The sequence below is a fragment of the Marinomonas polaris DSM 16579 genome, from assembly GCF_900129155.1.
Classification (GTDB): Bacteria; Pseudomonadota; Gammaproteobacteria; order Pseudomonadales; family Marinomonadaceae; genus Marinomonas; species Marinomonas polaris.
This window is the reverse complement of record NZ_FQVF01000015.1, coordinates 105,634-131,266: the sequence shown is the minus strand read 5'-3', so window position 1 is coordinate 131,266 and position 25,633 is coordinate 105,634. Positions and strand designations below refer to the sequence as shown.

General features: G+C 41.3%; 23 protein-coding genes. 14 read left to right on the top strand and 9 right to left on the bottom strand.

What is annotated here, in order from left to right:
- Positions 1-40: 40 nt before the first annotated feature.
- The gene (locus tag BUA59_RS16185; protein ID WP_072840716.1) at positions 41-1,630 is read right to left on the bottom strand and encodes a methyl-accepting chemotaxis protein; all 1,590 of its coding nucleotides are present in this window, start codon (positions 1,628-1,630) and stop codon (positions 41-43) included.
- A gap of 759 nt (positions 1,631-2,389) precedes the next feature.
- On the opposite strand from BUA59_RS16185, the gene cynS reads away from it, so the two are divergent.
- The 7 genes from cynS (at position 2,390) to BUA59_RS16150 (ending at position 8,870) form a co-directional block, all read left to right on the top strand.
- On the top strand, positions 2,390-2,830 hold the full coding sequence (gene cynS / locus BUA59_RS16180) for a cyanase (protein ID WP_072840715.1): 441 nt from the start codon (positions 2,390-2,392) through the stop codon (positions 2,828-2,830).
- A gap of 78 nt (positions 2,831-2,908) precedes the next feature.
- Positions 2,909-3,721 (top strand): formate/nitrite transporter family protein, encoded by an 813-nt coding sequence (locus tag BUA59_RS16175; protein ID WP_072840714.1) that lies wholly within the window; start codon positions 2,909-2,911, stop codon positions 3,719-3,721.
- Positions 3,722-3,816: 95 nt separating this feature from the next.
- A complete protein-coding gene (locus tag BUA59_RS16170; RefSeq protein WP_072840713.1) occupies positions 3,817-5,526 on the top strand; it encodes a bifunctional protein-serine/threonine kinase/phosphatase in 1,710 nt (569 codons plus the stop codon).
- A 121-nt stretch (positions 5,527-5,647) separates the two neighbouring features.
- A complete protein-coding gene (locus BUA59_RS16165; RefSeq protein ID WP_072840712.1) occupies positions 5,648-6,079 on the top strand; it encodes a VOC family protein in 432 nt (143 codons plus the stop codon).
- A gap of 120 nt (positions 6,080-6,199) precedes the next feature.
- Positions 6,200-6,520, top strand: coding sequence for an antibiotic biosynthesis monooxygenase (locus BUA59_RS16160; protein ID WP_072840711.1), 321 nt, complete (start codon positions 6,200-6,202; stop codon positions 6,518-6,520).
- Positions 6,521-6,610: 90 nt separating this feature from the next.
- Positions 6,611-7,609: an asparaginase gene (locus BUA59_RS16155; RefSeq protein ID WP_072840710.1), complete on the top strand. Its 999-nt coding sequence runs from the start codon at positions 6,611-6,613 to the stop codon at positions 7,607-7,609.
- A gap of 25 nt (positions 7,610-7,634) precedes the next feature.
- Positions 7,635-8,870, top strand: a complete 1,236-nt coding sequence (locus tag BUA59_RS16150) for a winged helix-turn-helix domain-containing protein (RefSeq protein ID WP_072840709.1) — start codon at positions 7,635-7,637, stop codon at positions 8,868-8,870.
- Here the strand turns inward: BUA59_RS16150 and BUA59_RS16145 are convergent.
- A complete protein-coding gene (locus BUA59_RS16145) occupies positions 8,844-9,308 on the bottom strand; it encodes an Lrp/AsnC family transcriptional regulator (RefSeq protein ID WP_072840708.1) in 465 nt (154 codons plus the stop codon). The genes BUA59_RS16150 and BUA59_RS16145 overlap by 27 nt on opposite strands.
- A 146-nt stretch (positions 9,309-9,454) precedes the next feature.
- Here BUA59_RS16145 and BUA59_RS16140 point away from each other — a divergent pair, with 146 nt between their 5' ends.
- On the top strand, positions 9,455-10,432 hold the full coding sequence (locus BUA59_RS16140; protein WP_072840707.1) for a hypothetical protein: 978 nt from the start codon (positions 9,455-9,457) through the stop codon (positions 10,430-10,432).
- A gap of 3 nt (positions 10,433-10,435) precedes the next feature.
- On the opposite strand, the gene BUA59_RS16135 is transcribed toward BUA59_RS16140, so the two are convergent.
- Positions 10,436-11,347: a LysR substrate-binding domain-containing protein gene (locus tag BUA59_RS16135; protein WP_072840706.1), complete on the bottom strand. Its 912-nt coding sequence runs from the start codon at positions 11,345-11,347 to the stop codon at positions 10,436-10,438.
- 115 nt (positions 11,348-11,462) lie between these two features.
- On the opposite strand from BUA59_RS16135, the gene BUA59_RS16130 reads away from it, so the two are divergent.
- Entirely contained in the window at positions 11,463-12,122 is a 660-nt protein-coding gene (locus BUA59_RS16130; RefSeq protein WP_072840705.1) for an FMN-dependent NADH-azoreductase, read from the top strand.
- Between the two features lie 100 nt (positions 12,123-12,222).
- Here BUA59_RS16130 and BUA59_RS16125 read toward each other — a convergent pair whose 3' ends face one another.
- The 4 genes from BUA59_RS16125 to BUA59_RS16110 all read right to left on the bottom strand — a co-directional run bounded on the left by BUA59_RS16125 (position 12,223) and on the right by BUA59_RS16110 (position 15,919).
- A complete protein-coding gene (locus BUA59_RS16125) occupies positions 12,223-12,861 on the bottom strand; it encodes a GntR family transcriptional regulator (RefSeq protein WP_072840704.1) in 639 nt (212 codons plus the stop codon).
- 35 nt (positions 12,862-12,896) lie between these two features.
- Entirely contained in the window at positions 12,897-14,339 is a 1,443-nt protein-coding gene (locus BUA59_RS16120; protein ID WP_281251024.1) for a tripartite tricarboxylate transporter permease, read from the bottom strand.
- Positions 14,340-14,410: 71 nt separating this feature from the next.
- Positions 14,411-14,905 (bottom strand): tripartite tricarboxylate transporter TctB family protein, encoded by a 495-nt coding sequence (locus tag BUA59_RS16115; protein WP_175550787.1) that lies wholly within the window; start codon positions 14,903-14,905, stop codon positions 14,411-14,413.
- Between the two features lie 30 nt (positions 14,906-14,935).
- Positions 14,936-15,919, bottom strand: a complete 984-nt coding sequence (locus BUA59_RS16110) for a tripartite tricarboxylate transporter substrate binding protein (protein WP_072840702.1) — start codon at positions 15,917-15,919, stop codon at positions 14,936-14,938.
- Positions 15,920-16,329: 410 nt separating this feature from the next.
- On the opposite strand from BUA59_RS16110, the gene BUA59_RS16105 reads away from it, so the two are divergent.
- The 3 genes from BUA59_RS16105 to BUA59_RS16095 all read left to right on the top strand — a co-directional run bounded on the left by BUA59_RS16105 (position 16,330) and on the right by BUA59_RS16095 (position 19,555).
- Positions 16,330-17,010, top strand: coding sequence for an RraA family protein (locus tag BUA59_RS16105; protein ID WP_072840701.1), 681 nt, complete (start codon positions 16,330-16,332; stop codon positions 17,008-17,010).
- 27 nt (positions 17,011-17,037) lie between these two features.
- Positions 17,038-18,060, top strand: a complete 1,023-nt coding sequence (locus BUA59_RS16100) for a hydroxyacid dehydrogenase (protein WP_072840700.1) — start codon at positions 17,038-17,040, stop codon at positions 18,058-18,060.
- A 250-nt stretch (positions 18,061-18,310) separates the two neighbouring features.
- Entirely contained in the window at positions 18,311-19,555 is a 1,245-nt protein-coding gene (locus BUA59_RS16095) for an alpha-hydroxy acid oxidase (RefSeq protein WP_072840699.1), read from the top strand.
- 228 nt (positions 19,556-19,783) lie between these two features.
- Here BUA59_RS16095 and BUA59_RS16090 read toward each other — a convergent pair whose 3' ends face one another.
- Together BUA59_RS16090 and BUA59_RS16085 are read right to left on the bottom strand one after the other, a co-directional pair.
- Positions 19,784-22,354 carry a TRAP transporter permease gene (locus tag BUA59_RS16090; RefSeq protein ID WP_072840698.1) on the bottom strand — a complete coding sequence of 857 codons (2,571 nt, stop codon included), beginning with the start codon at positions 22,352-22,354 and terminating at the stop codon, positions 19,784-19,786.
- A gap of 69 nt (positions 22,355-22,423) precedes the next feature.
- A complete protein-coding gene (locus BUA59_RS16085) occupies positions 22,424-23,389 on the bottom strand; it encodes a TAXI family TRAP transporter solute-binding subunit (protein ID WP_072840697.1) in 966 nt (321 codons plus the stop codon).
- Between the two features lie 237 nt (positions 23,390-23,626).
- Between BUA59_RS16085 and BUA59_RS16080 the strand changes: the two genes are divergently transcribed.
- Together BUA59_RS16080 and BUA59_RS16075 are read left to right on the top strand one after the other, a co-directional pair.
- Positions 23,627-24,256, top strand: a complete 630-nt coding sequence (locus tag BUA59_RS16080) for an RraA family protein (protein ID WP_072840696.1) — start codon at positions 23,627-23,629, stop codon at positions 24,254-24,256.
- Position 24,257: 1 nt separating this feature from the next.
- Positions 24,258-25,469, top strand: a complete 1,212-nt coding sequence (locus tag BUA59_RS16075) for a pyridoxal phosphate-dependent aminotransferase (protein ID WP_072840695.1) — start codon at positions 24,258-24,260, stop codon at positions 25,467-25,469.
- Positions 25,470-25,633 lie beyond the last annotated feature (164 nt).

The window sequence follows — 25,633 nt, the reverse complement described above, 5'->3', positions numbered from 1 at the left end:
AAGAAAGCAAGAGGACAGTGTGAAGCGTTTTACCGAATTACTAGATTCTAAAGCGGTCCACTAACTTGCTTAGCTGCTGCACATCGTTGATTAAACGATTTTTGATATCGACGGCTTTTTGTGTGTATTCCACGTTTGAAAACGCTGTGTTAGTGACATCATTAACTTGTTCTGCTATCTCGCCTGCTTGTTGGTTCTGCTCCTGAATGGATGCGGATATTTGTTGGTTGGTGTGGCTCAAGGTATTGATCGAAGCAATAATGGCTGTGAACATTTCGATGGTTTCTTTTGCTTGTGTTGATACACCTTCGGTTAATTTCTGAGAAGTGCGCATTACTTGCGCCGCATCTGCCGAGCCTTTCTGTATGCGTTCCACAACGGTTTCGATCTCTAGTGTTGATTCGTGTGTTCTGTTTGCCAAGCTACGCACTTCATCTGCTACAACAGCAAAACCTCGGCCTGTTTCCCCTGCACGCGCGGCTTCAATGGCAGCGTTAAGTGCCAATAGGTTAGTTTGTTCTGCAATACCACGAATAACATCCAGTACATTACCAATATTCTGACCGTCGGTTTCTAGGGTGGAAACCACGGATGAAGCTTTGTCCATTTCGTCGACGACATTGTGTAATGATTTTAGTGTCTGCGATAAGTTGTTTTGCCCTTGAGTCGAGTTGGTGTTAGCTTTGATTGCCATATCACCACATTTGCTGGCATCAGAAGATACTTCGCTTAAAGAGCTTGTCATAGCGTTGACTGCATTGGATATCTCGTTAGTACCTTGCTGTTGATGCTTGGATAAACGGTCAACTTGTTGTAATGCATCATCGATTTGAGCGGCAAAGCCCTGAGTTGTGGAAACTGTACTGGCTACTTGTTTGATAACAGAATGGACAAGTTCAATAAAACCATTGAGGTTTTTCGCTACTTCGGCCATTTCGTCTTTGCCTGAACTATCAAGGCGAGTGGTTAGGTTGCCGTCTGCACTATTAAGGCCTTCCAGTACTGATATCATTTGACGTAAAGGTCGGATGATGAGCCTGTTCGCAGCAAAGATAATAAAGGTAGATAGAATAAGTACAACAGCTAAGCTAATGTAATTATTTAGCTCAACTTGATTGATAACATTCGCTATCCCCGCTGCGCCTTCTTCGACTTTACTATCACCTTCTTCTTCTAATTCACCCACAAATTCCAATAATGTTATGACGTGCTGGTCAAACTCTGCAACAGCATTTTTTGAGTTTTCTTTGTCATCAGAGAGAATCTTTCCCTTCAAAGTCTCTAGCTTTGCTAAATAATTGTCTAAGGTAGTTATTGATTGTGTTTCTATCAGCCCAGACGCTTTCATTCTGCCTAGTGCTTCTTGAGTAAACTTATTTGTCTCTGCAATTTTATTTTTAGCGTCTGCTAATGACAGTTCATTATTAATGAAAGCATCAAGGGTGATGATTTGTGATTGTATACCAATAGTTCCTTCCATCGAGCCATCTGCTGCATCCCATGCATTGCCTGTAATAAAGTTGATTTCGGACTTTAGCTTACTGACGGATAACATGCCTAAAACAGAATTACCTAAAACTATGATGACGAATAACATTATGCCTAGATAAATTTTGATTTTTATCGTCATTAACTTTCTCCAAAATAAGGGTAGATGATTTTTGATTCTAGTTGAAAAAAATATTTATTCAGTATTTTTTTTGTATGGTCTGATTTAATAAAAATAAAAAGGAAGTTGCGTTGTTTTATTGGTTTTTATTGTTAATTTTTGAAAATGGTATCTTTAATATAAAAAATTCATCTCGTGAAATTTTTATATTAATCGCTGTACTGGGATAGGAAAATCAAAGCGCTAATGACGCATTCACTTAGTGGTTTATGAATTGTGTTTACTCTTGGTGCGGAGGTTGTGTCTAAAACGTGCGCTTTAATAAAAGTAGTTCCCAGCTTATCGCGTATTTTAAATAAACTTCTATGTTATTTAATTGCTATAAAATTACCTTATGCATTGATCTTAAAGGAAAAAATACTTTGAGTTCTTTTGACTTTTCTTCTTGGCATTATCTTTGCTGAATGAAAAATATGTTCATGTAGGTTTTGCCTATAGGAATTTTATAAGTTGGCCAATGTCGGTTAACTTAGTCAATGGCATCGTCGCCCGCTACTAAACCTTTTTGGTAGCACTCGATCAGGCTCCTTTTGAAAGGACGTTACTGATAAGGGAGGCGTGTATCTACTTCTCTCTTTTCTTCTTCCTTCTTAAAAAGCCGTTTGATTTTTCAATACTGGTCGTGTCATTGGCAAAAACTGTTTGCTTAATTCTGAGACATGGAGTTTTACAGCGTTCATTTAGTGGACTTTAGCTAGACCAAATTTTTAGGAGAGAAGAATGAAAAAAATTGATGTAACAGAAGCTATTTTTACCATCAAGAAAGAGAAAAATCTGAGCTGGGAAGCCATTGCTGATGCAGTAGGCATGACCGACGTTTGGATAACATCCGCGTGCTTAGGAATGAATAGCTGTACTGCAGAAGTTGCTGAAAAACTGGTGGCTTTTTTAGGCCTGCCAGCAGAAGCAAAATCCGCCCTCATGGAATATCCAACAAAAACGTGGGATCAAGCGATTCCACAAGATCCGCTTATCTATCGATTGTACGAAGTAGTCGGCGTTTATGGCCCAACATTGAAAGAAGTGATTCAGGAAAAATTTGGCGATGGCATCATGAGCGCGATTGATTTTTCAATGAAGGTCGAAAAGGAAGAAAACCCCAAAGGTGATCGCGTGATTTTGACATTGAACGGGAAGTTCTTGCCATATAAATCATGGTGATAGCACTTGCTTGATTTAGAGAGTGTTGATTCAGAGCGTTTTGGTTTTTTTGCAATTTAAAGATAAGAGGGCGTGAAAATGGCTTACATAGAACCAAGTGAATTTGTCACCAAAATGGTCGACGCAGGCGAACAAAAAGTCTATATGTCGACAAAAGATACCATCATTCGTGCGTTCATGGCGGGTGCAATTCTGGGGTTGGCGGCAATCTTTGCCATCACCGTAGCGACCAAAACGGGCAGTCCATTATTGGGTGCTGTGTTATTCCCCGTTGGTTTTATCATGCTGTATTTAATGAAATTTGATTTACTGACTGGCGTATTTACCTTAGTGCCTTTGGCTTTGCTGGATAAGCGTCCGGGTGTAACGCCTGCGCAAGTGCTGCGCAACTGGGGGTTAGTGTTTATTGGTAACTTTGGTGGAGCATTAACCACTGCGTTCATGATGTCGTTTATTCTCACCTACGGGTATTCAACAGACGGCGGCGAATTAGCGGCAAAAGTGAGTGCTATCGGTGAATCGCGTACCTTGGGTTATCAATCTCATGGTGCCGGTGGCTGGTTTACCATCTTTATTCGCGGCATGTTATGTAACTGGATGGTGTCTATGGGTGTTGTAGGCGCGATGATTTCTACTTCCGCAGGTGCCAAAATGGCTGCTATGTGGATGCCGGTTATGTTGTTCTTCTTCATGGGTTTTGAGCACTCTATTGTTAACATGTTCTTGTTCCCATTCTCTATGATCATGGGTGGTGATTTCACTTTCATGGATTATCTGATTTGGAACGAAATCCCAACGGTATTGGGAAACCTTGCGGGTGGTTTGTTATTGGTCGGTTTACCGCTTTACCTTACCCATGTGAAAACATCAGCATCACGTAAACTAGCATAACGTTCGTTTTGCAAGATACGCGTTGTATTAAACAAAGTTCTAGACTCTGTAAGCATTCGTGCTTGCAGAGTTTTTTGTGTTATTAAGGTCGTGAGATGAAAAAACTAAGCATCAGCATTGGTAGCTCGACCAATAAGGGCAAAAAAGATATCAATCAGGATTTCTTGGGTTGTCAGACACCAGCGGAACCGCTATTAACAACAAGAGGTGTTGCTCTTGCTGTTGCCGATGGCATCAGTTCGAGCGAGGTGAGCCAAGCCGCCAGTGAATTCGCTATTTCGCGATTTTTAGAAGATTTTTACCACACCTCAGATGTTTGGTCGGTGAAGACATCGGGTGAAAAGGTCATTAAATCCATCAATGCTGCTCTGTATTCTCAAACACAAAACGGCCCAAGCCGATTCGACAAAGACAAAGGCTATGTGTGTACCTTTGCCGTTATTGTACTTTGCGCCAATGCGGCTCATATCTTTCATTTAGGCGACAGTCGAGTCTATCGATTAGTTGACGGAAAGCTCGAGCAACTAACACAAGATCATCGTCGCAGAGTATCCGTCAGCGAGAGCTATTTGACTCGTGCCTTAGGTATAGAGCCGATTATAGAACTGGATTATCAAACTCTGCCGATGACCAAAGGTGACATCTTTGTGATGGCAACTGATGGCGTGTATGAATTCCTTGAAGCAGAGCAAGTAGTTACTTGTATTGTCGAATCAGAGAATTTGGATAAGGCCGCAGAACACCTTATTGCACTGGCTTTGGAAAACGGCAGTGGCGATAACCTCAGTATTCAAATCGCCCGAGTAGATGAAGTGCCAAGTTATCAGTTGGAGGATGTTCAGCAGGGCGTCAGCCTATTGCCTTTGCCGCCGCCATTACGAGAAAGAATGACGTTTGATGGCTACGAGATACTTCGGTCTGTTTATGTGAGCAGTCGCAGTCATGTGTTTTTAGCATGCGATATAGATAGCAATGAGCATGTGGTGATTAAAACGCCGTCGGCTGAATTGAGCGACGATGCGGCGTATCTGGAAAGCTTCATGTTGGAAGACTGGATAGCGAAACGGCTGAATAATCCTCATGTGGTCAAAGCCATAGAATCGCCACGACAACGGCAATTTCTGTATCTGGCGACGGAATATATAGAAGGCCAATCCCTTGCCCAATGGATGATAGACAACCCCAAATCAACACTAGAACAAACCCGAGACATCATTTCGCAAATCGCCAATGGACTACAGGCTTTCCATCGTAAAAGCATGATTCATCAAGATATTCGTCCTGCGAACATCATGATCGATAAACACAATACGGTGAAAATCATCGACTTTGGTTCCACCTACATCGCTGGTGTGAGCAACACCAAAGACGAAGAAGTGCTGCGGGGCACCATGCGCTATTCCGCACCAGAATACTTTCTTGGTCACGCGGGTTCCGAACGCTCCGATATTTACGCGCTTGGCGTTATTACTTACCAAATGTTATCCGGCAATCAATTCCCTTACAGCCCAAAAATAGCTCAAGCCAGAAGCATTGCAGCCCAACAACGCTTAACTTATCGCAGTGTTATTACCGAAGCCTCTGAACTGCCAGTTTGGATCGACGACGCATTGCATAAAGCATTAAACATCAACCCACTAAAACGTTACGAAGAAGTCTCTGAATTCGTCTACGATCTTCATCATCCGAGTCAAATTTTTCTAGATCGAACTCGACCGCCATTAATGCAACGTAACCCCATTATGTTCTGGCAAGGTGTTTCTTTTGTCTTGTTTCTCGTGATCTTATTCTTGCTGGTCAAATGACGTTGTTATTTTTTTGCTCTCCTAGGTCGTCTAATTTTTTAAATACTAAATTTCGTTTTCGATGCGATTTCATTGGCGTTATAGTGTTTGTCATTCCCATTGTTAAATGAGTTTTAAACCTATGAAGCAAGACATAGTGCATATCGGTTTGGTCGTTAGAGACTACGATGAAGCCATTGATTTTTATGTTAATAAACTCAAATTTGAATTGATCGAAGATACCTATCAGCCAGAGCAAGACAAGCGTTGGGTCGTCGTGTCTCCGCTAGGTTCAAAGGGCGTGACCTTATTACTAGCGAAAGCGTCCAAACCGGAACAAATGGACTTCATTGGCAACCAAGCGGGCGGTCGTGTTTTTCTATTTTTAAACACCGACGACTTCTGGCGAGACTATGAACGCATGGTCGCAGAAGGTATTCATTTTGTTCGACCACCTGCTGAGCAGGAATACGGCACAGTCGCCGTATTTGAAGACTTATACGGTAATTTATGGGACTTGTTGCAACTTAAAGACGAGCATCCAATTTCTAGTCGATTGAAAGCTTTGGTTTGATAATCTTTTTGCGTTCACTTACTAAGACAGAATGTATTATTAGTTACGAGCGCAGGTTTTTTAGACTGGTGTTTGGTAAAAGTAAAATTATAAAAATATCATTAACCCAAGGAGAAAAGGATGTTTATCGCTGTTTATGAATTTGAAATCAAAGAAGGCACGGAAGCGTCTTTTCGTAATGCATGGCTTGAAGTTACAAAAGCGATTTATAAAAATTGTGGTAGCTTTGGCTCAAGACTTCATACGTCAGATAAACCTAATATTTTGGTAGGTTATGCCCAATGGCCAAGTCGAGAGCAATGGGAAAAGATCACCGATCTTACTGATGAGGGTTACCAGCGTGCACGTAATGAAATGCGCCGTTGCTTAGTTCAATCAAAAACGATTTACGAACTGGAAGTCTGTGATGATTACCTGCAAACCTCTGTAGCACCGGAGTGATAAAAAAGGCTTTTTCTGACGCGTTGTTATATCCCCATGTTCAACTTAATCTGTTTCAATTATTCCATTTTTAGATAAAGGAAAAATCATATGCAGCATGCTCCTCTTTCCGTGCAAGTGACACGCGGCGGTATTGTTGAAAGCGAGCATAGTATTAAGGCGGTTATTGTCTCAAGTACTGGCGAAGTGGTTGAATCTTGGGGCGATGTAGATATGTTGGTTTATCCTCGCAGCGCGATAAAAGCCATGCAAGTATTGGCTTTTATCGAGATGGGCGGTGCTGAACTCTTTGCTTTTAGTGAGGAGGAAATTGCTATCTGCTGTGCGTCTCATAGTGGCGAGCCAGAGCATGTGGCGACAGTACAAAGCATGTTAGATAAGCTTGCCTCGTCTGAGTCCGACTTTGAATGTGGCTGTCATTGGCCATCCCGCGCTGAGGCAAGTTATGCGCTAGCAGGCGAAGGAAAAAAGCCGAATCAATTGCATAATAATTGCTCTGGTAAACATGCTGGTATGTTGGGACTAGCCAAATTGCTCGGTGTTCCATCACAGGGTTACATAGGTATTGATCACCCAGTACAACAGAAAATTGCCGATACCATGGCAGAGATGTGCGAGTACGATTACAGCACAGCACCTTGGTCGCCAGATGGTTGCTCTGCGCCAACATGGGCGATGCCACTGACCAATCTTGCATTGGCTTTTGCTAAGTTTGCGAGTCCTGAGAGCTTATCAGTAGAGCGTCAGAAAGCCTGTAAAACCTTATATGATGCTGTGGTGAAACATCCTTTTATGGTGGCGGGAACCGATCGTTATTGTACCGATATGATGACGATATTGCAGAAGCGCGTATTCCTTAAAGTAGGGGCTGAAGGTGTTTATATCGCCGCTATTCCTGAGCTAAAACTCGCTATTGCGTTAAAGTGCGAAGATGGCGCGGTTCGAGCGGCTGAGTCTGTCATGACTACCTTATTGGATCATGTTGGCATTACATCATTCGTTGCGGATGGCATCATGCAGAAATATCGTTCCGTTACTTTGAAGAATTGGGAAAAGCGTACAACAGGCGCGATTGTTTGCCGAATTTAATAATTGAATAAGGCTTGGCATCATTATGATTGAACTCAAATCTAATAAAGACCTCTCTCGCTTGCGTCGTTTGGCTTTGGCATCTCAAGGTTTGCTGCAGGCTAGTTCGTTTGGTAGTGGCTTGGCTGGCGCGCGTAAAGTAGTGAGTCATTTAGGTTACGTTCAGATCGATACTATTTCTGTGGTGGAGCGGGCTCATCACCATGTACTGTATTCAAGAGTGCCCAAGTTCGTGCCAGCAATGACCAATCAACTGTTGCTGGATAGGGATGTGTTTGAGTATTGGTCACACGCGGCGGCGTTTTTACCTATAGGCGATTTTCGTTTTTCCTTGCCTTATAAGAATGCGATTAAAAGCGGTCAAACCCATTGGTACAAAGATCCAGATGAAAAGTTGATGGCAGAGTTGTTAGCTCGTGTTACTTCTGACGGACCATTACGTTCTCGAGATATCGAAACCAAATCCAGTAATAGTGGAGCAGGTTGGTGGGATTGGAAGCCTGCGAAGAAAGCTCTTGAGCAACTCTATATGCAAGGGGATCTCATGGTTTGTAATCGTGAAGGCTTTCAGAAAACCTACGATTTAACCGAGCGAGTTTTGCCCTCTCACGTGGATTCTACAACACCTAGTTTAGACGAGTTTGCGAGCCATTTGGTCGATCAGCAATTACGTTGTCATGGTCTTGCTTCCCTAAAGGGGCTGACCTATTTACGCCGTAATACAGGGCTTCGCAACGCTGTGAGAAACATAGTGGATGAGCGCTTGGAACAAGGCTTGTTAGAACAAGTAAAAATCCCTAATGGCGATGTGTTTGTAATGGAACCGGACGCGCTAGAACGTCGCTTGCCTCGCTTGAATAATTGCATGTTGATACTCTCGCCCTTTGATAACAGTGTTATTCAGCGTGATCGACTTAAAAGTCTGTTTCAGTATGATTATCAGATTGAATGTTATGTACCAGAGCCCAAACGCAAATATGGTTACTTCTGTCTGCCGCTACTGTTTCGAGGAGAATTTATCGGTCGCATGGATTGCAAAGCTCATCGTAAAGAACACCGCCTAGAAATCAAATCTCTGTACCTGGAAAAAAAGAAGGAAACACAGAGTTTTGATGATGACATGATTGTTAGCGCCTTTGTCGAAGCCATCAAAATATTCAGTCAATTCCAACAATGTGATTCTGTGACGCTGACATCCGTTGAGCCTAAGCATTTTGCTCAGCCTCTACGTAACCTATTTGTTCAAATGGATCTCAGTTGAGGACTTTACCGTTCGAAGTGATACCGAGGTCTGGAATTTTCGGATGTTGGCTTCAGTGTGCAGTACTCGATCGACAAAGCTTTCGTAAGCTTGGATATCTGGCACGGTGACGACCATCATAAAATCGTAGCTACCTGTGATCTGGTAGCAGTGTCTCACTTCAGGGGCTTTGCTAACGACGCGTTTAAAAGCGTCATACACATCTTTTCGGTCCCGCTCCATTTCTACCGACACCAGCAAAGTCAGCTTATTCCCGCTCAATTCTGGGTTCACAATAGAAACATCACCCACAATGATGTTGTCATCTCTTAGTCGTTTTACTCTTTTGTGGCAGGCTGGTGGAGATAAGCCTACCTCTTCGGCCAGTTCCACGTTTGCGATACGATTATTGCGTTGCAAGATGGCTAGGATCTTTCGGTCTATTTTGTCTAATTCCATATATTTCTCAATATTGATATTTTTTGATTTAAAGTTTCTTGATGATTTATATTTTAGAAATAATAGTGGTTTTTATTAGATAAATAAAACGACATATTTCTCTAGATGTACATAGAATTTGCGCCATTATTTATTGGAGCAAGACGATGTATAAGAAAATGATTTTTTTGAACGAGCTTTTATGGAATGGGCTGTGGAAAGAAATTCTTAATGTCACATGGACACTTTATAAAATCATGATCCCCATGATTATTATCATCAAGATTGTTGAAGAGCTTGGTGGCATCGAGCTATTAAGCCAATGGTTGAGCCCAGTCATGTCGTTTGTCGGTCTGCCTAGTGAGATGGGCTTGGTGTGGGCAACCACACTGGTTACCAATATGTACGCTGGGCTTGTGGTATTTATGAGTATGGATGCCAATCTAACCGTCGCTCAAGTCTCTATTTTAGGAACGTTATTGCTGCTAGCACACTCATTGCCAGTAGAAGTGGCGGTGGCTAAAAAAGCCGGAGTAGGTATTGTTGCGACATTGGTGATTCGTCTTGGTGGTGGTTTATTAATGGGGTGGATACTTCACCACATTTACCAAAGCGGAGATCTATTAAATACAACTGCGCAGACTGTTTGGAAACATACACCAACCAGTGATCCTAGCTATATAGCGTGGGCGCTTGGCCAACTTCAAAGTCTTGCGATGATTTTTGTGGTGATCGCTGCGTTAATGACTCTGTTACGTTTGCTGAAATTACTTGGCATCGAAAAGCTGATGGCAATATTGCTTAGGCCGATTTTATCTGTACTAGGTATCAGCCGAGAAGCAACCAATTTGACGATTGTTGGTATCACGCTAGGCGTTTCCTTTGGTGGCGGTTTGCTTATTAATGAAGCAAAGCGAGGACATATTTCTCCGCGGGATATTTTTGTCGCCATGATGCTGCTCAACCTGCTTCATAGCTTGATTGAAGATACCCTGCTGATTCTGTTAATTGGCGCGGACTTTATGACTATTTTCTGGGGACGGATAGTGTTTGCAGTGGTAGTGATTGGGGTTTTAGTCTTTGTTCTCAAGCGAATGGATGAAAGCACTTGTCGTAAATATTTTTATAAGAAGATAAGTGATTAGGGGCTAATTCACGGGCTTATTTTTGGCCAACGTTGATTGCAACCATTTTTTAAAACGAATTGCAGCTTGGTTGGTTTGTATCCGCTTGGGTATAACCAAGTAGTAATGTAAACCAGTGATAGGTGTTGCCATTTTGTCCGTGCCTTGGGTTAACCAGCCATTTTTAATCGAGTTTTCGACAGCAAGGTGGCTGATGATGGCAATGCCTTGTCCAGAAAGTGCCGCCTGAGCGGTTAGGTTTTCGTCATGGAAATAGCGAATATTAGGTTGAGTGTCTTCAACGATGCTTTTTATCGTTTCTTCTATCCCTAAGTTCGGTAACTTTGAGTTCTTCCATTGAGTGCAGAAGAATACGGCCTCAGACGTGTTTTTACTGTGTTTTTTCCAATAGTCTGGTGTCGCAAAGAAGCCAATTGACTCTTGAATTAAAGGTTGATGAATAAGTGCCTTGGTTTCAAGTTGTTTAGGTGGCTCCCCGTAACGAATCGCCATATCGACACGTCTATCATGTTCCATATCTATAAGAGATTCTTCTGCTCTTATTTGAATATCGATGCCAGGATGCTGTTGCTGAAAGCCAGCAAGGTTTGGGACTAACCACATGGCTGCAAACGAGTTGGTCGTGCTGATGGTTAATGTTCGAGGAGAGCCTTTCAATTGATTAATGGTTGAGAGTAAATCCTGCAGAGATTGGTTGGCAGACGCTGCCAGTAATTCGCCTTCTTTTGTTAACGTCACCGCTCGCGTTTTTCGTTCAAATAATCTTATTTTTAAGCTGTCTTCAAGTGTTCGGATTTGATGAGAAATAGCCGTCGGCGTCACATTCAGTTCATTAGCGGCGTCTTTAAAGCTGTTTAATCGAGCAGCGGATTCAAAGGCTTTGATAGCATTTAAAGAGGGAAGTTGCTGAAACATAAAGGTACTCTATGGATGAGAATAACTACTTTATAGAAAAAATAAGACCATTTGTCACTAAAACGATTGCCGAACACACTATGCCTACTAACTATCAATGGAAGAGGCATAAAATATGAAAACCATTCTACATATCGACTCAAGCGTTCGTCATACTGATAACTCAACACAAAGCTATAATTCGATTTCGAAGTCATTTGGGCGTTGTTTTATAGACACATGGCTGAATAAAAATCATCAAGACGAGGTAGTTTATCGTGATCTCGGTCTTAATCCACCAACCTTCATTTGTCAGGGTTGGATTGCGGCGGCGTTCGCCCCAGAGCAAAAGAGAAGCACGGCGCAGAAATTAGCCTTGGCTGAGTCAGATACTTATTTTGATGAAGTGTCTAATGCCGATGTCATCGTGATTACCGCACCTATGTATAACTACGGCATGCCAGCGGTATTAAAGGCGTGGTTTGATCAAATATTGAGAGTGAATAAAACCTTTACCTTTGACCTAGCGCGAGGGGATTTTCCGATTGAACCTATCTTGTCCGGAAAGACCTTAGTTTTATTAACTTCATCTGGAGAGTTTGGTTTTGGTGCTGGTGGTGTACGCGAACAGATGAATCATCTTGGTCCGCACATCAAAGAGTTGGCTAAGTACTTGGGCGTTGATAAGTTTTACGAAATCGGTTCGGAATATCAAGAGTTTGCTGATGATCGTCATGCCTTATCGGCCGAAAAAGCAAAGCAAGACATTGTCGCTTTAGTAAACCAATTGGGCTGATTTACTACTATAAAAAAACAGCATGGGAGCAGTTAAGCTCCTATGCTGTTTTTGTATTAAATATGAGCAACTCTTCACGATCTCGCGGCAATGCAAAATATTACGTAGGCTTTCTCTTAAAACTATTTAACGCACCCATAAGGTGGCTTTCTATACTTGATTTTGCCCACTGAGCATCACCCGTTTCGATAGCTTTAATAATTTGACGGTGCTCCTTGATACTGTTGCGGACTTGTTCATCCGTATAAATATAATATCTACCAATGACCAGCGGAAACTCAAGCAAACGAGATCCAAAACTCCGGATCATTGGGTTTAAAGAGGACTCATAAATCAAATAATGAAAATCACGGTTGGCTTCTTTAAGTACCTCTTGGTACCCGATTTTTTTGTTATCAATAGCATGTTCCATACGGTTTACAGTTTCTTTCATGGCATTCAATGAGTTTTCACTAACTCTCTCAGATGCCAAGCAAACCGCATGCCCTTCTAAAACGACTCGAAGGTTGTAGATATCTACAATTTCAGATTTTCCTACCATCGAAACAACAGCACCCCTTTTAGGCGCCTGCTCAAGGAAACCATCCGCAATCAATTTCTGAATAGCTGCACGCACTGGGGTTCTACTCGCATCTAACTCAGAAGCTAGCGCTTCTTCAACAAGTCGCGTTCCAGGTTCATAAAAACCAGACATTAATCGATCACGAAGAGCAATGTATATAGACTCACTTACTTTCATAGATATCCAAAAAAAACAGCAAATTAAGTCTTATGTTACTTTATTGTTGCTCCATCGCGCGAGCCTCTAAACCGTACTAGCATCTTTTTAATTACAGGCGTTAGTGACGTCATTGCGATTAGCCCGATCAAAATCCAAGAGATTCCACCTTCAAACAATACATCATACTGGCCATCTGACATTAATATGCTTCGTCTTAACGACTCTTCGGCCATAGGGCCTAAAATAACGGCTAAGACGGTAGGAGCTGTTGGTATTTCAAGACGTTCCATTACTAATCCAAGCACCCCGAAACATAACATCAACCAAACTTCAAAGAAGCTATTATGTAAGGCGTAGATACCAAGAACCGACAACGAAATTATCATTGGGGCTAATAAGCTAGCGGGTAGTTTTAGTATATGAATAAATGCTCTTGAACCAAAACGTCCCAGTATATACATCAGTCCCGATGTAACAAGCATAGTAATCATGAACCCATAGGTTATTTCAGCATTCTCTCTAAAGAGTTGAGGGCCAGGCAATAAACCATGTACTAATAATGCTCCCAAAATAACTGCGGCAACCGCACTGCCAGGTATCCCCAAAGTAAGGGCTGGAATTAAAGTCGCTGCTGTATCCGCATTATTAGCGCATTCTGCTGCAGCAACCCCTTCAGGTGCACCTTTGCCATATTTATCTTTATCAGGGTCGGATCTTCGCTGTTCGTTCCAAGCAAGTAATGCAGCAATATTCCCCCCAACCGCTGGTATAATCCCTGCGATAACACCAATAATGGATGATTTAAACCATACGGGAATGAGTTTGCTCCAGCGAAAGTCATCGTCTTTTTCATTTTGCTGAGCGATAGGTTTGATGTTCTTCATTGAGCTGAAAGCCAACTCAATTGCTGGTGGGATAGCATATAAACCAGTTAATAAAACGATGATATTAATGCCGCTAAGTAAGTCCAATGAATCAAAGGAAAATCGCTCTGCACCTGTCATGGTGTCAATGCCTACCATGCCAATTAATAGGCCTAAGCATGCCGCAATTAAACCTTTAATTGGGTTCTTAGATAAAAGCACAGCAATTGAAGTTAGACCGAATGCAGACAGCCAGAAATAATTTGCAGGACTAAATTGAAGAGCAACTTTTGCTAGTGGTGGTGCCAATAATAGTAATGCAAGAGCACTAACAGCACTACCAATAGAGGAGGAGGTCAATGAGATCCGCAATGCCAGCTTTGCTTTTCCTTGTTGTGCCATGGGATATCCATCAAAAACTGTTGCAATACCTGCAGGCGTCCCAGGAATTCTTAATAGAATAGCCGGAATCGAACCGCCGTACATTGCTCCATTATAAATGCCTGCAATCATACCTAGTGCGACAAGTGGCTCCATGGTAAATGTCAAAGGTATAAGAACTGCAATTCCCATCGTAGCACTTAGCCCTGGCAAGGCACCAATTGCGATCCCCACAGCCGTACCAATTATCATTGAAATCATTACTGGAATAGTAAATACAATGAAGAATGCATCATATATGTGAGTGAAAGATTCCATAACAATTACCCCATTAATAGAACTGAAATGGCTTCAGGTGGCAGAGGTATTCTCAACACAACCCTAAAGACCACATAAATTAAGGTGCAAAAAACGACTGCCGCAATGATTACGTTTTTTACATTTCGATAGCCAAGCCCAAGAGCCAGTAATGGAGTAAATATGGCAGAACTCGTAATGACTCCAAGATAACTAATACCTAATACAAATAAGGAACTAGAGGAAACGATTAGAAAAAACTTCCTCCATTCGAAGTCTGTTGTTTTCTCTTGATTCTTGAGTTTAAAGATTGATCTTAAGGACTGAGCAATCCAAATTAAAGATAATGCCAACATGATGAACAGCACTATTCTGGGTAAGAATCCTGAGGTTGCGCTATAGCCCCATGCTTCTATGAGCCCGAAAATTGAAAAGATCGTTACTACTGTGCTAGACAGAAGTTCAACTTTTGCTTTATTCATATATTTCCCCACAAAAAAGAAAGAGATACCGTTGTTCACGATATCTCTCTTCATTGAATACTTTAGCGTTTAACCTTTAATCCAAGGTTCTGCCGTCCAAATAGCGTTGTAGGTATCATGTAAACGCTGCAATGTGGCGCCAAAGTCATTGCTGTTCATATAGGATAGGGGAAGGTTTTGTTCTTTTGCTTTAGCAACAAATTCAGGGTCACTAACAGCCTGTTCTAGTGCTTTTTCTAGTCTCTTTTGAATGTCACTTGGTAACCCTGCTGGAGCCGCCAAACCGCGCATTGACCCTGAAACGACGTCATATCCCTGCTCCATAAAAGTAGGTACATTTGGCGCTTCGCTCCAACGGGATTCTCCCATTTGTCCTAAAATTAGTAAGTTTCCTTCTTGGCCATCTGCAATGGCTTCACTCATATTCATATTTGCCAAGTCAATATGTTCACCAAGTGCAGCGGTTCTTACATCAGCCGATCCTTTGAATGGAATATGCTTCATTTTAATATTTGTTTGTTTTTCAAAAGCCAGTGCAGCCAAATGATCATCTCCACCAATACCCGTTGTTCCATAGGTAAGTTTGCCTGGATTTTTATTTGCATAACTAACTAAATCACCTAATGATTTTATTGGGCTGTTGATAGATACGCTGAAAGCGCCTGGATCATCAACAACATTACCTATTGGCGTAAAGTCTGCGAGGCTGTATCGAGCTTTACGTTGAATCGGGATCGTAATGAGGTTAGGCGTATTAACAAAGCCTATCGTATATCCATCAGGAGAAGAGTTCGCTAACTGAGTAAAACCAATCTCTCCGCCAGCACCGGGTTTATTCTCGATCACTATAGAGACGTTTTCACCCATGTATTTTTCGATATAGGGTGCCAATGTTCTAGCCGCAATATCCGTTCCGCCACCTGCACCGTAGGCAACGATCATTTTAATTGGACGCTCTGGATAATCAGCCATTGCTGAGATAGAGGCGCTACATAACATAGTCAGGCTGAGCGTTTTCAAAAACATACCAACTCTAGGTTTTATTATTTTCATCTTTGTTTCCTATCGTTTTTTTAGTTTAGGCAATACAAAAAACAATTTATTAAAGATGCTTAGGTTCTCTAATAAATGTGTTTTCGTATACGGTTTCAGTATAGTTCCGTGCAGTGAACGAAGTAAATAGAAATGACAAAAATAAAGGATTATTTATTTTTTTCATTATAATTCAATCACTTGGTTATTGTTTTTGTGTTTTTTATATCTCTTTATTATAAATAGATTGCGATAAATGTATTTTGTTTGTATTTTTTTAGTACTTTTTTTGATGTTGTATGAATTCATTCTTACCAACAAGGCTTTCCGGTGATTATTGTTGGTGAGTAGTCGAGTAATGAAAACATGACTTAGCACGCTGAGATATGTTGACGAGTCTTAAAATAAAAACACCACATAGGAATTGAAAAATGAACAACATTGGTTTCCAAATCAAAAATCGCAAAAGAAAAATTGATAGCCGCATCGTAGCCAGCTTTAAAAGCCTTCCTGTTGCTAACGTTAGCGACTGCATGAACCGCTTATTTGCAGGTGGATCCAACATTCGCCCTATTCATGATTCAACAGAAGTTATCGCAGGCGCCGCTTTAACCGTTCGTACTCGCCCTGGCGATAATTTGGTCTTACACCATGCGATTGATATCGCTGAACCGGGAGATATCATTGTTGTTGATGCTGGCGGCGATCAGACAAATGCAATGATGGGAGAAATCATGGCTGCTCTTGCTATAAAAAAGGGCGTAGCTGGAATAATTATTAATGGCGCGATTCGTGATGCGGCTGAAATTCGACGAATGGGGTTGCCTCTTTTCGCAACAGGCGTTTCTCATCGAGGTCCCTACAAAGATGGTCCAGGAGAGATAAACACACCTATATGCATTGACGGAATGGTTATCGAAGCTGGCGACCTAATTTTAGCCGATGGAGATGGCGTACTGTCTGTAAGTATTGATCATGCTGAAGCCATTTTGGCTGCTGCTCAAGCGAAATATGCTGCAGAACAAGTTGAAATCGCAGCGATAGAAGACGGAAGCGTTGATCGCAGTTGGGTCGTCAATGCCTTGAAAGCACGTGGCTGCGTTTTCGAATAAAAACAATAAGTTATGAGGGTATTAAAAATGCGCCAAGAAAGAGTAGTTGCCAGATTTGAGGCATGGATTAATCCAATTTTCGACAAAATAATAAACGAACGCTCTGATACAAAACTTGAAGTTATCGACTTTAACGACAGCGAAGAAAGTGTGTGGGCTAAACTAAAAACAGTGGATGTATTACATTTACGCCCGACGTTAGATGAAATTCCTCCCAAATGGCGAGTCAGTAAGGAGTTACTGGCTAAATGTCCAAACCTGATATGTGTTTCTTCCACTGGCGCTGGTTATGACACTATTGATGTCGAAGCCTGTACAAAGGCTGGTGTGGCTGTCGTTGGGCAAATGGGCATCAATGCTACTTCAGTAGCTGAAATGGCTGTTGGCTTGATGCTTTCTGTGTCACGACGAATAACAGAATCCGATAGAGTTCTAAAAAGTCGACGAGGGTTTAGTCGAGAAGAGCTTATGGGACATGACCTTTGTGGACGCGTTTTAGGGATTGTTGGTTTAGGGTATGCGGGATCGGCTACCGCGAAACTGGCTAACGCATTTGGTATGAAGGTCATTGCTTTTGATCCGTATCTTACCTCCGAAGAAATGACATCGAGAGGAGCTACTTCAGTAGATTGGGAACAGCTACTCAATGAGTCAGACATAATTTCACTTCATTGCCCAAAGGACAATTCAACGCGAAATATGTTCAATGCAGAGGCATTCTCAAAGATGAAAAAAGGCGCTCAGTTTGTCACCACTGCCCGTGGAGGTATTCATGATGAATCTGCCTTATACCAAGCATTAAGTACTGAGCATTTAAGTGGCGCAGGATTAGATGTATGGGAAGAGGAGCCTCCAGCGTTGGATCATCCTTTATTATCTCTACCCAATGTAGTTGCGACCTATCATACGGCAGGTGTATCTCATGAAGGTCGCTATAATGTCGCATCACAAGGAGCGTTACAAATTAGAGAAATACTAGACGGAAACAAGCCGTCTCGATTAATCAATCCTGAAGTATGGGAAGTATTTCTTAAGCGCAATTCACTTTAAGGAAGTATGATTTTACTTGGTATTTTAAATAGATAGTTTTTTAAAGAATAACTATCTAAGGCTTAATGATTGAAAGGGCAGATCAGCCAAAGTCTGCTCTTTCGATTAGCATTTCTCAGCATCGAACCATCGATGTACTCAATGCGATGCTTAAAAAAACATCCTTGGCACGATGAAGCAGTGAATCGACTAAAGCCTAAATACTTTCATCAGTTCTGATCAAGCCTATCAATGAAGTTCGGAGATTAAGATGTCCAGCAATGAGTCTATAAAAACAAATAAAACCACGATTAATACAGTTTATTCTGGGCCCTCCAAAAGAACAACTCGGTTACTTTCTCGTGTATTAAGCTTGGACGATTTTGAAATTGAAGCAAAAAAGCTGCTACCACGCCCTATATTTGGTTATATTTCTGGTGCGGCAGAGAACAATGTTTCTCGAAAACGCAACCGAGAGTCCTTTGATGATTACGAGTTTTTACCTCGTGTACTAAATGATGTTTCTAAAAGAACAACGACAACCGAGTTATTTGGAAAGACCTATGCGGCACCTTTCGGTATAGCGCCGATTGGCTTAAGTGCTCTCTATGCTTATCGAGGCGATATTGTGTTAGCGAAAGGAGCGGCGCAAGAAAACGTACCTATGATATTGAGCGGCACTTCTCTCATTCGCTTAGAAGAGGTAATTAAAGCCAATCCAGACGCTTGGTTTCAAGCCTACTTGCCCGGTGATGATGCAAATATCGATGCTCTACTGCAACGTGTTGAAAAGGCCAACTTTAAAACATTAGTTTTGACTGTCGATACTTGTGTTCCAGCCAATAGAGAGAATAATGTCCGTGCAGGCTTCAGCACTCCACTTAAGCCTAGTTTTCGCCTCTTGCTTGACGGAATACTTCATCCGCGATGGTCTATTGGGACCTTCTTAAAAACAATAACTTTTCATGGTATTCCACATTTTGAGAACAGTTACGCTCATCGTGGAGCTCCTATTTTATCACCTACTGTCGAGCGTGATTTTTCATTTCGTGATCATCTAAACTGGTCTCATGTAGAAAGAATTCGTAAGTTATGGAAAGGGACATTTGTGATTAAAGGTATTCTCAATCCAGAAGATGCCCGGAAAGCAGTTGAAATAGGCGCAGACGGTATCATTGTTTCCAATCATGGTGGGCGTCAACTGGATGGTGCAATCGCTCCTCTTCATGCATTGCCTGCTATTGTTCAAGCCTGCCCCAACATTCCTGTTATGATGGATAGCGGCATTCGTCGTGGTGGAGATGTTATTAAAGCGTTGGCTCTTGGGGCGTCTTTCGTTTTTGCTGGCCGCCCGTTTGCCTATGCTTCTTCTGTTGCCGGCGAAGCTGGTGTACAGCACGCACTGGGCATATTGAAATCCGAAATGATGCGTAATATGGCACTTGTTGGGGTGAATGATGTTCGCGATATCAATATCAACGAACAAGTTATTCCATACTCAAAGCGAGTTCGCTGAATGGATCCAACTGTAGTGGCCTAGTAAAACGGGCCACTACCTTATCGTTGTGCTAGTTTTTTATCGTTGAACTAGTTTCTACCTTGATCTGACAGACTCCTTATTTTAGTTGGTGTCTGCCAGCTCGGACTGGGCTAAATCCTAATTCTCTTCCATCAAATAATGTGTTCAGTGACGTCCTTCCACAACATGTTTACCCCTGATGAATTCGGTCATTCCTGTAATAGATTATTTGGACTTACCAGACCTTTTTCTCCTTAATTGATTGTAATAAATAAAAATACACATCAAGAATGCTGGAATCCAAAAAAGTTCTTTGCTTGGTCGTTCGGAATTAATACCGACCGATATGATTTTTTGGTCAAACTCAAAACCTAGTTTCTCAGCAGGGGAGGCGAAACTGACAGTGTCAATCAATAGCCCATCATCCTTGGATATTAGGTTTAATCCTAAATCCTCAAAGTGTTCGACTTTACCTACCTTATCTATTTCTTTTGGTAGCAATGTGAAGAAGGTTACTTTCTCACCAACTTTATCAAAACCGTCTATTTGCAACTTTAGATAGTGGTCGCGATCCATTGAATCATAAGTACTCTCTATGTTTTGAAGCGGTACTGATTGAAACGGTGGGTACACTAGATCAAGCCAAAATCCAGGACGTAGCAACGTGAAGGCAATGAGTAGGAAAGCAAGGTTTTCATACCATTTGTTTTTTACAATTAAATAGTTTTGCATTCCTGAGGAAAAAGCCATCATTGCAATAGTTGAAACGCAAAAGATGATTATTCCCCAATACCAAGTGACATCGATCAACAAAAGATCAGTATTGTAAATAAAGATGAATGGTAATAAGGCTGTTCTAAGGCTGTATTTGAAAGCTTGTAAGCCTGTTTTTATAGGGTCTCCTTTTGCAACGGCAGCAGCCGCAAAAGAGGCCAACCCAACCGGAGGGGTGACATCTGCCATTATGCCGAAGTAAAACACAAATAAATGCACGGCAATTAGTGGCACAATGAGTCCATTCTGCTCACCTAAAGATACTATTACTGGTGCCAGCAAGGCTGATACAACGATGTAGTTCGCTGTAGTCGGTAATCCCATGCCAAGAATTAAGCATAATAGAGCGGTTAATATCAGCATAATGAGTATATTTCCCATGGAAAAATACTCAACGAGGTCAGCCAGAACTAAGCCAATTCCTGTTTGTGCAACTGCACCAACTACAATGCCTGCCGCTGCTGTTGCTACGGCAATACCTATCATGTTTCTTGAGCCAGCCTCAAGCGCTTCAAAAAGATCTTTTGTACCTGAACGAACACTTTGTAGAATCGATTCTATTTTTTCTTTTCGGAACACCGCCTTTAGTGGTTTTTGCGTTAATAAGATAAAGATCATAGCGCTTGATGCCCAGAAAGAAGAAAGGCTAGGCGACATTTGTTCTACCATTAAGCACCAAATTAAAATCACTACGGGCAACAAGTAATGCAATCCACTCATTAGTGTTTGTTTGAAGTTTGGCAGTACGTTTAGATCGGAATCGTCTTCTTCTAAATCCGGATACCTAGAGACGACTTTAATAATGTAGAGATACGATGCTGAGATACTTAATAGGATGATATATATGGCACTGTCATGGAAAAGACCTTTTACCCAGGACACACTAAAATAAATAAGATAAGACAATGCCGACATTACTAGGAAGCCAAATAGGAATTTACTGGCTTTTATTAGTAGGCTAACAGATTTCGAGTTGTCCTTTATCCCAACTGCACCCATTTTTTGTGCTTCTAGGTGGACAATAAAGATTAATGATATATAGGATATTAACGCGGGTAAAAAAGCGCTTTTAATCACTTCGCTGTAAGGGATTCCTATGTACTCAACCATTAAGAATGCAGCGGCACCCATTACTGGCGGCATTATCTGACCGTTAACCGATGAGGCAACTTCTACCGCCCCTGCCTTTTCTGCAGAGAAGCCAACTTTACGCATCATTGGAATGGTGAATGTGCCTGTTGTGACAACATTAGCGATAGAGGATCCAGACACAAGGCCAGTCAGACCTGATGCTACTACAGCGGCTTTTGCAGGACCTCCTGAATATTTCCCTAATACTGAAAAAGCCGTTTTAATGAAAAAATTACCTGCTCCGCCTTTTTCTAATAACGCACCGAATAATACAAAGAGAAAAACAAAACTCGTGGATACTCCTAAGGCAATACCAAAAACGCCTTGTGTTGTCAGCCATTGATGATTGATTAATGAATTAAAACTTACTCCTTTATGCGCAATCATGCTTGGCATATAAGGCCCTAACACGGAATAAAGTATAAAAATTAGGGCTATGCTTGCTAGAGGTAATCCTAGTGAGCGCCTTGTTGCCTCTAGGACTAATAGCAATCCAATTCCGCCTACAATCACATCTTGTAGTATTGGACTGCCTGGGCGTTGTGCTAATTGGTCATAAAATACATATAAATAAGCTCCTGTTGAACTGGCTACTAAGGCAAATAGCCAATCTAATCCTGATACGCGAAACTTGTTTGATTTTTCAGTGGCAGGAAAAGCAATAAAGACGAGAAATAACGCAAAAGTAAAATGAATATATCGGGCTTCTATACTGCTAAAAATACCGATATTAAGTATGAAGGGGAGAGGTGAGGCTATCCATAATTGGAAAATAGCCCAGCTAACCGCTAGGAATACTAGAAGTTTTTTTTCCACGCCTTCTAAACGTCTTGCTCCAACATCAACAGCATATACAAGCTCATTGAGCGAAGCGTTATTTATATTACTCATAAAACAATCCGATAATGAAAAAGAACTATGTGCGTCTAGTACGCACATAGAGTGATAGGCTAATGAGGATTATTCTATCCAACCGCGTTCTCTATAATAGCGCTTAGCTCCTTCATGTAATGGCGCTGATAGGCCGTCTTCAACCATATTCGCTTCAGTTAAATGAGCAAATGCAGGATGAATTTTCTTTATTCTGTCTAAATTAGTGAAAACCGCTTTCGTTATGGCGTATATGACATCATCTGGAGTGTCTTTGTCGGTAACTATGGTAGCAACAACACCATAGGTGTTTATGTCATTTGGGTTTCCTTTATATAGTCCACCAGGAATAGTTGCTTTTGCATAGTATGGGTATTTTTTGATCAGTTGATCAATGTCATCCCCTTCCACTGGGATGATTTTTGCCTCCGTTACTGTTGTTGCCTCTTGAATTAGGCCAGAAGGATGACCTGTGACGATCGTAAAAGCATCAATATTGTTGTCACTTAATGCTGAGCTTTGTTCTGTGCTGGTTAGCTCCGAGGCAAGAGAAAAGTAACCAAAATCTAGTCCTTTAAAAGACATAAGCGTATCCATTGTGGCTCGTTGACCTGAACCAGGATTACCTACGTTTACCCTTTTACCTTTTAAGTCATCAAAGCTTTTGATACCGGACTTTGTGCTTGCGACTATAGTCAGTGGTTCTCCATGCATGGAAAACACTGATCTTAGATCATCAAATTTAGTGTCAAATTGTTTTAAACCGAGCATGGCATTAAAGCCAACATCTGATTGCGCGACACCAAGATCTAAATCTCCAGAGCGAATACCGTTAATGTTTGCAACGGACCCACCAGTAGATGGCGCATTACATTTTATATCTGAGTCTTTTAAGTTGTTAACCAATCGACAAATCGTTTGTCCTACTACGTAATAGGTGCCTGTTTGTCCACCTGTTCCTATCGTTACGTAGCTTTCTGCACTTGCTGTTCCAGACGCTGCAGCAATGCTAAGTCCTAATATTGTTCCTGATAGATATTTGCTGATGTTTTTCATGTCAGTACCTACTTTGTAGTTATCGTGGTAGCTTTTTAGAGCTGTATTCGATTCAAGCAGTATTTTCATGCTAAGAAAAACGATTTAAATAGATATATTAGTAGTAGTTTTTAGAATGTTATTTTTGTTTTTAATATTCCTTTTTGTCACTATTTAGAATGCGAAAAACTCCCTTTTTTTGATGCGCAAAAAATGTGACTCTGACTCGATTCATCGCAATCTATAGAGAATGACATTATGAATACGGAAAACAATATACCGTCAGCCATTGATCAGCTTAAGAGCATACCGACTACGGTTATTAGTGATGCTCTGGGAAGAAATCGCGGCATTAGTGGGTTGAAAAAATATCACCAACATAGTTTGAAGTTAGTTGGCCGAGCATTAACGATAAAGTGTAGTCCTGGTGATAACTTGTATGTTTATAAAGCACTCAAACTTGTGCAAAAAGGAGATGTGCTTGTTGTTGATGGTCGAGGCGCAGTAAATAACGCTCTGATGGGCGAGTTGATTATGCTCCAAGGGCTTAAAAATGGCTGTGAAGGTTTTGTTATAGATGGTGCGATTAGAGATGTGGAAGCCTTTAGGAATACTCCTGTTTACGCCCGCGATACAACCCATTTTGGTCCTTTTAAAAATGGACCGGGTGAAATAGGTGTTCCCGTTTCTATTGGTGGTCATGTTGTTTGTAATGGCGATTTTATTGTTGCTGATGATGATGGTGTTGTGTCTTTTTCGCCTGAACAAGTAGATGAAATCATACAAAAGTCTCTAGAGATTCTTAAGAAAGAAGAAGGGATTATTGATCAAATCAATACGAACAGAATGGATTGGGTTGATTTGATTCTAAATAAAGCAGGAATATAAAATGATATCGAACGTGTTATCTCAAAGAGTAAATAACCTTAATGAATCGGCAAGCTTAAATACAGCAGCACTTGCCCAAAAGCTGATCTCAGAAGGGAGAGATATCGTCAATTTTTCAATTGGCGAGCCTGACTTTAACACCCCTGATGCAGCCTCTCTGGAAGCTATTAAAGCGATAACAATGGGAAAAACCCATTACTCAAATCCTCAAGGAAACCTTGATCTTCGTGAGGCGATATGTGAAAAGTTACAACGAGACAACGAATTAGCCTACAGCACAGACGAGGTGATCGTCGGAAGTGGCGGTAAACATATTATCTACCACACTTTTTTAGCAACAATTGATCCTGGTGATCAGGTGATTGTTCCAGCACCTTATTGGGTATCTTATCCAGATATTGCATCGCTTTGCGGTGGCGAACCAATTATCGTTCAACCAGACCCTGTTAGTTTGAAGTTAACATCGACAGAACTAGAAAAAAATATAACTCAGAAAACCAAATGGGTTGTTTTGAACTCACCTTCAAATCCAACTGGGGCTGTCTATACAGAAGCAGAGTTACAGTCGATCGCCGATGTACTGAGGAAACATGAACACGTACTAATTTTGTCGGATGAAATTTACGAAAAATTTGTTTATCCACCTGCGAAGCATATTTCCCTCATTAATGTTGCTCCTGATTTAAAAGAACGAACCTTGATAGTGAATGGGGCATCTAAAGGCTACGCTATGACTGGGTGGCGTATAGGGTTTGGTGCAGGGGCGAAAACACTGGTTTCAGCGATCAAAAAACTCATATCACAAACAACTACCTGCCCAAGCTCTATAAGCCAAGAGGCGGCAAAAGTTGCTTTTGGTGACAGTCAGCCTTCCATTGTAATGCGCGATAGTTTTCAGGTTAGAAGAGACACCGCTGTTGCTATTCTATCTTCATCTAGCTTTTTAAGTGAGATACATAAGCCTGAAGGGGCTTTTTATCTGTTCCTTAACTTAGAGAAGATCATCGGCAGTAAAACGGCTGTAGGGCGAGTATTGGTTACAGATAACGATATTGTGAATTTTTTACTAGAAGAAGCTAATGTCGCAACGGTATCTGGTAGTGCCTATGGTATGTCGCCTTATTTGCGTATCTCATTTGCCTGCTCTATCGAGCAAATTAAAAAAGGCTGCCAATCTATTGTTGATGCATTAAGTACCTTGCAAGCTGGGTAATAGCGTCCTCCCATTTTGATTATATGACCGTCAATAATCAACCACTGGAGTTTTTTCAGTGGTTTTTTTATTTTGGCTATTTAACGTTGTTATTAAAATAAGGTACAAGTACTTCTTGGCAATTGAGTATTGAAAAATATTTAGATGTGTCGTTTCGCTAAAAT

Coding starts and splice junctions, on each gene's coding strand:
- BUA59_RS16100 (WP_072840700.1), top strand. CDS start 17,038: ATGCGCCAAGAAAGAGTAGTTGCCAGATTTGAGGCATGGATTAATCCA.
- BUA59_RS16130 (WP_072840705.1), top strand. CDS start 11,463: ATGAAAACCATTCTACATATCGACTCAAGCGTTCGTCATACTGATAAC.
- BUA59_RS16095 (WP_072840699.1), top strand. CDS start 18,311: ATGTCCAGCAATGAGTCTATAAAAACAAATAAAACCACGATTAATACA.
- BUA59_RS16160 (WP_072840711.1), top strand. CDS start 6,200: ATGTTTATCGCTGTTTATGAATTTGAAATCAAAGAAGGCACGGAAGCG.
- BUA59_RS16110 (WP_072840702.1), bottom strand. CDS start 15,919: ATGAAAATAATAAAACCTAGAGTTGGTATGTTTTTGAAAACGCTCAGC.
- BUA59_RS16080 (WP_072840696.1), top strand. CDS start 23,627: ATGAATACGGAAAACAATATACCGTCAGCCATTGATCAGCTTAAGAGC.
- BUA59_RS16185 (WP_072840716.1), bottom strand. CDS start 1,630: ATGACGATAAAAATCAAAATTTATCTAGGCATAATGTTATTCGTCATC.
- cynS (WP_072840715.1), top strand. CDS start 2,390: ATGAAAAAAATTGATGTAACAGAAGCTATTTTTACCATCAAGAAAGAG.
- BUA59_RS16090 (WP_072840698.1), bottom strand. CDS start 22,354: ATGAGTAATATAAATAACGCTTCGCTCAATGAGCTTGTATATGCTGTT.
- BUA59_RS16105 (WP_072840701.1), top strand. CDS start 16,330: ATGAACAACATTGGTTTCCAAATCAAAAATCGCAAAAGAAAAATTGAT.
- BUA59_RS16165 (WP_072840712.1), top strand. CDS start 5,648: ATGAAGCAAGACATAGTGCATATCGGTTTGGTCGTTAGAGACTACGAT.
- BUA59_RS16085 (WP_072840697.1), bottom strand. CDS start 23,389: ATGAAAAACATCAGCAAATATCTATCAGGAACAATATTAGGACTTAGC.
- BUA59_RS16125 (WP_072840704.1), bottom strand. CDS start 12,861: ATGAAAGTAAGTGAGTCTATATACATTGCTCTTCGTGATCGATTAATG.
- BUA59_RS16155 (WP_072840710.1), top strand. CDS start 6,611: ATGCAGCATGCTCCTCTTTCCGTGCAAGTGACACGCGGCGGTATTGTT.
- BUA59_RS16135 (WP_072840706.1), bottom strand. CDS start 11,347: ATGTTTCAGCAACTTCCCTCTTTAAATGCTATCAAAGCCTTTGAATCC.
- BUA59_RS16150 (WP_072840709.1), top strand. CDS start 7,635: ATGATTGAACTCAAATCTAATAAAGACCTCTCTCGCTTGCGTCGTTTG.
- BUA59_RS16170 (WP_072840713.1), top strand. CDS start 3,817: ATGAAAAAACTAAGCATCAGCATTGGTAGCTCGACCAATAAGGGCAAA.
- BUA59_RS16075 (WP_072840695.1), top strand. CDS start 24,258: ATGATATCGAACGTGTTATCTCAAAGAGTAAATAACCTTAATGAATCG.
- BUA59_RS16120 (WP_281251024.1), bottom strand. CDS start 14,339: ATGATAATTGGTACGGCTGTGGGGATCGCAATTGGTGCCTTGCCAGGG.
- BUA59_RS16140 (WP_072840707.1), top strand. CDS start 9,455: ATGTATAAGAAAATGATTTTTTTGAACGAGCTTTTATGGAATGGGCTG.
- BUA59_RS16145 (WP_072840708.1), bottom strand. CDS start 9,308: ATGGAATTAGACAAAATAGACCGAAAGATCCTAGCCATCTTGCAACGC.
- BUA59_RS16175 (WP_072840714.1), top strand. CDS start 2,909: ATGGCTTACATAGAACCAAGTGAATTTGTCACCAAAATGGTCGACGCA.